Genomic DNA, 2,905 nt, shown 5'->3' with positions numbered 1-2,905 from the left:
CGGTCAGGGTGAAAGCGTCGCAACTTCCACCTCGCCGGAGGTCTTCTCATTGATCAAGCCGCCACGCCGCGTCAACAACGCTCATGGGCACTACAGCTAGGCGGAGCCCAGGATGCCCCGCTAGGCGGAGCCCAGGATGCCCCGCTAAAGGCGGAACTCAGGTGGCGAGCAGGCCGAAGACCCAGATCACCGCGATGCCCAGCGCCGCCGCGAACTCCACCAGCAGGGACAGCCCGACCGCGCCCAGCGCGTGCCGGGTTGACGGCCATGCCTGACCGGGACCGACCCGCAGGCGCTCGGCCACCCACAGGCCGCCGACGAAGCCGAGCACCAGGCCCACCACCGGCACCACGAAGAAGCCGACGATCCCCAGCACGCCGGCGATCAGCAGTGACGACGTGGGCACGCCGGTGCTCTTGAGCCGCTTGCCGGGCCACAGGTATTTCACCACCGTGCCGCCCACCGCCACCACCGTGGCCAGGGCGAACACCACCCAGCGGCCGCCGTCCGCGTCGCCCAGGATCGCCCAGAGCAGCACCGCCGCCCAGCACAGCAGCAGGCCGGGCAGGACCGGGATCACCACGCCCAGCACGCCGGCCAGCATGGCCACGCCGGCGATCAGGTTGACGGTCGTGCCGGAGTCGGTGAGATCCATGCCGACCAGCGTGCCGTAGTCACGCCACAACCCTCAAGCCGTGCCGCCGGTGACCGATGGACAACTCAGCGCCGCCGAACCCCCGCGACGGTGCACCGAGAACCACGGAGGCCGGAATGACCCGCAGCGTGCTGGCGGTCGGTACGCACCCCGGTGACATCGAGTTCGGTTGCGCCGGGACCCTCGCCGCCCACCGCGCCGCCGGTGACTCGGTCACCATGCTGGTGCTCACCTGCGACGGGCCCGACACCGTACGCAGCCGGCAGGCCGAGGCCGCCGCCCGTGAGCTCGACTGCCTGCTGGTCTGGGGCCCGCAGGCCGCCGAGCGCCGTTCCGGGGACCGCCGGGGGCACACCCGCGGCAGCAACGACCGCCGGTCGCGCCACCAGCGGCCCGGCGAGACGTGGCCCGGGCTGATCTCGTCCGCCGCGATGACGGTGGCCGCCATCGAGAACGTACTGACCGGTGTCGACGCCGATGTGGTCTACGTGCACGCCCCCGAGGACGCCAACGCCGAGCACCGCGCCGCCGCCGTGGCCACGCTGTCCGCGGCCCGGCACAGCAGCCGGATCCTGCACTACGCCGGCGAGTCGACCCTGCAGTTCGCCCCCGCGCTGTTCGTCGACATCTCGCCGTTCCTGGACCGCAAGCTCGCCGCGCTGGCCGAGGCCCCGGTGCCGGTGGATCCGGAGCTGCCGACCGGCACCGCCCGGCACTTCGGCGCGCAGGCCCGCGTCCGGTACGCCGAAGCCTTCGCCCCCGCCCGCTTCGTCTGGGACCTCGCCACCGTACGAGTGCCCGCCCGGGCCGCCTGAGAGCCGGATCCGAAGCAACCGGTCGGCAACTGAGCGCAACCAGAACATGTACCCGGCGTCACTCAAAGTTTCTCCTTGTCAGCCGGTGCCCACCGCCGCGGGCCACCGACAACACACGGGGGATTCACATGACCAGCACCATGACGACCGCTGCCGACCTCGCCGCCGACACCGCGACCGCCGTGCCGGCCCTGTCCGCCGCCGAGCAGGAGGAACTGATCCGCACCAACATGCCGCTGGTCGGCCACCTGGTGCGCGACATGCTCAGCCGGATCCCGAACCACATCCACCGTGACGATCTCACCAGCGCCGGCCTGCACGCCCTGGTGACCGCCGCCCGCGGCTGGGACCCGACCCGCGGCATCCCGTTCAACCGCTTCGCCACCACCCGCATCCGCGGCGCCATCCTCGACGAGCTGCGCTCGCTGGACTGGGCGACCCGCTCGGTGCGGACCAAGGCGCGGGCGACCGACACCACGCGGCAGAACCTGACCACCACGCTGGGCCGGACGCCGACGAACGAGGAGCTGGCCCAGGCGCTCGGCACCACCACCACGGACCTGCACCAGACGGACAACGACGTGCAGCGGGCCACCGTGCTGTCGCTGCAGGGCTTCACCACCAGCAGCCCCGACGACCTGGTCACCGAGCGCACCCCGGGCCCGGAGGACATGCTGATCCGCCGCGAGCAGATCGGTTACCTGCACCACGCGATCGAGTCGCTGCCGGAGCGCCTGCAGACCGTCATCACCGAGTACTTCCTCAAGGAGCGGCCGATGGCCGACATCGCCGCCGACCTGGGGGTCACCGAGAGCCGGATCAGCCAGCTGCGCGCCGAGGCGCTGTCGCTGCTCAAGGACGGCCTCAACACCCACCTCGACCCGGAGCTGGCGCCGGCCCCGGAGAACCCGGACAGCATCATCGCCCGCCGCCGGGCCGGCTACTACGCCACCATCGCCGGCAACACCAGCCTGCACTCGCGTCTCGCGCTGACCAACGCCCACGGCTTCACGCCGCTGGCCCACGGCGCGGCCGCCTGATCCACGACGACGAGCGGGGCCGGTGCGTACGCGCACCGGCCCCGCGCGGCGGTCCCGGTCAGCGCAGCCTTGGGCAGCTCGGCCGTGTGCAGCACACCGAGCCGCCGGGTCGCCCGGGTCACCGCGACGTAGAGGTCGCTGAGGCCGCGCGGGCTCTCCGCGATGATCTCGTCCGGCTGGACCACGATCACGCTGTCGAACTCGAGGCCCTTGGCCTGCCGGACCGTCATCAGCACGATGTGGTTGAGCAGGTCGGGCTGCTCCCCCACGGCCGCCTCGGGAATGGCGGCGGTGAGCTCGCGACCCAACGACTCCTCCAGACCCGCCGGCACCAGGACGCCCACGCGCCCCTCGGCGGCGGCCGCGGCTTCCCGGCGTACCGCTGTGATCAGCTC

General features: G+C 72.3%; 4 protein-coding genes. 2 read left to right on the top strand and 2 right to left on the bottom strand.

Annotated features, from left to right (window positions below):
• Nucleotides 1-157: 157 nt before the first annotated feature.
• Complete coding sequence (locus tag AB0C29_RS41525; RefSeq protein ID WP_360832774.1) at nucleotides 158-655, bottom strand: DUF456 domain-containing protein; 498 nt, start codon at nucleotides 653-655, stop codon at nucleotides 158-160.
• A gap of 116 nt (nucleotides 656-771) precedes the next feature.
• On the opposite strand from AB0C29_RS41525, the gene AB0C29_RS41520 reads away from it, so the two are divergent.
• A complete protein-coding gene (locus AB0C29_RS41520; protein ID WP_360832771.1) occupies nucleotides 772-1,470 on the top strand; it encodes a PIG-L family deacetylase in 699 nt (232 codons plus the stop codon).
• 128 nt (nucleotides 1,471-1,598) lie between these two features.
• Complete coding sequence (locus AB0C29_RS41515) at nucleotides 1,599-2,510, top strand: sigma-70 family RNA polymerase sigma factor (protein ID WP_360832768.1); 912 nt, start codon at nucleotides 1,599-1,601, stop codon at nucleotides 2,508-2,510.
• On the opposite strand, the gene AB0C29_RS41510 is transcribed toward AB0C29_RS41515, so the two are convergent.
• Nucleotides 2,414-2,905 (bottom strand): ATP-binding domain-containing protein (locus AB0C29_RS41510; protein WP_360832765.1); only part of this gene is annotated, 492 nt, incomplete at its 5' end. The two genes, AB0C29_RS41515 and AB0C29_RS41510, sit on opposite strands and share 97 nt — an antisense overlap.

It is taken from the genome of Actinoplanes sp. NPDC048791 (assembly GCF_040650095.1).
GTDB lineage: Bacteria > Actinomycetota > Actinomycetes > Mycobacteriales > Micromonosporaceae > Actinoplanes.
This window is presented reverse-complemented; position numbering and strand designations above follow the sequence as displayed.

Bases quoted from the DNA above. Each gene is read 5' to 3' on its own strand.
- AB0C29_RS41525 (WP_360832774.1), bottom strand. From the start codon at position 655: ATGGATCTCACCGACTCCGGCACGACCGTCAACCTGATCGCCGGCGTG.
- AB0C29_RS41520 (WP_360832771.1), top strand. From the start codon at position 772: ATGACCCGCAGCGTGCTGGCGGTCGGTACGCACCCCGGTGACATCGAG.
- AB0C29_RS41515 (WP_360832768.1), top strand. From the start codon at position 1,599: ATGACCAGCACCATGACGACCGCTGCCGACCTCGCCGCCGACACCGCG.